This window comes from Segeticoccus rhizosphaerae (assembly GCF_009192725.1).
GTDB lineage: Bacteria > Actinomycetota > Actinomycetes > Actinomycetales > Dermatophilaceae > Segeticoccus > Segeticoccus rhizosphaerae.
Genome location: NZ_VOHR01000592.1, coordinates 1 through 1117, shown reverse-complemented (window position 1 = coordinate 1117; position 1117 = coordinate 1). Strand labels below are relative to the sequence as shown.

Sequence of the window (1117 nt, the reverse complement as noted above, 5' to 3'; positions counted from 1 at the left end):
CGCCGCCGCCTGAGCCGGGGCCGCGGTTTCGGGATCAACCGCCGGGTCGGCCACGGTCGGTGACTCAGCCACCGCCGACCTCGCGCAGCCGGGCGGCCACGGCCTCGGGCGCCACGTCGTTGATCCAGGCGCCCACCCCCGACTCCGAGCCGGCGAGGTACTTCAGCTTGCCGGGGGCGCGCATCACCGACATCACCTGCAGGTGCAGGCGCGACACGTCCCGCCCCTCGTGGACCGGCGCCTGGTGCCAGCCCGCGATGTAGGGCAGCGGGATCGGCGCGCCGTCCCGGGCGACGAAGTAGCGGTCGAGTCGGCGCAGCAGGTCGAGGTAGACCGCGGCCAGCTCCCCGCGCTCCTCGTCGTCCAGCGCGACCAGGTCGGGCACGTCACGGTGGGGGACGAGGTGGACCTCGACCGGCCACCGGGCGGCATACGGGACATAGGCGGTCCAGTGCTCGCCGGACAGCACGACGCGCGAACCGGTGGCCCGCTCGGCGGCCAGCACGTCGGCACCGAGGAGGCGACCGGTCCTGCGGTGGTGGTCGGTGGCGCGCTCGAGCAGCAGCCGGCTGCGCGTCGGCACGAAGGGGTAGGCGTAGATCTGTCCGTGCGGGTGGTGCAGCGTCACGCCGATCTCGGGTCCGCGGTTCTCGAAGCAGAAGACGTGCGCGACCCCGCGCATCGCGGAGAGCTCGCGGGTGCGGTCGACCCAGGCCTCGACGAGGGTGCGCGCGCGAGAGGGGGTGAGGGACGAAAAGCTCGCGTCATGCTCGGAGGTGAAGCAGACCACCTCACATCGGCCGTATGCCGGTGACTCACCCTCCGGGGGATGCTCGGCGCCCGACGGGTCACCCGCCACGGTGGAGAAGGAGGGGAAACGGTTCTCGAAGACCACGACGTCGTAGTCGTGCGCAGGGATCTCGCTGGGCACCGTCCCTCGCCCCGTCGGGCACAGCGGGCACTCGTCCTTGGGCGGCAGGAAGGTCCGCCCCTGCCGGTGCCCGGCGATGGCCACCCAGTCGCCGGTGAGCGCGTCGCGGCGCATCGTGCCTGCGGCAGCCCGCGGGCCCAGGGCGCGCTCGTCCGGCTGAGAGCGCTCGGCGGCTCCGGACAGCCA

The 1117-nt window shown here is 73.6% G+C and carries 1 protein-coding gene; it reads right to left on the bottom strand.

The window, feature by feature from the left end; genetic code table 11:
• Positions 1 to 64: 64 nt before the first annotated feature.
• Positions 65 to 1117: galactose-1-phosphate uridylyltransferase (gene galT, locus FRW57_RS21905; RefSeq protein ID WP_152187073.1), on the bottom strand; the 1053-nt coding region annotated here is incomplete at its 5' end.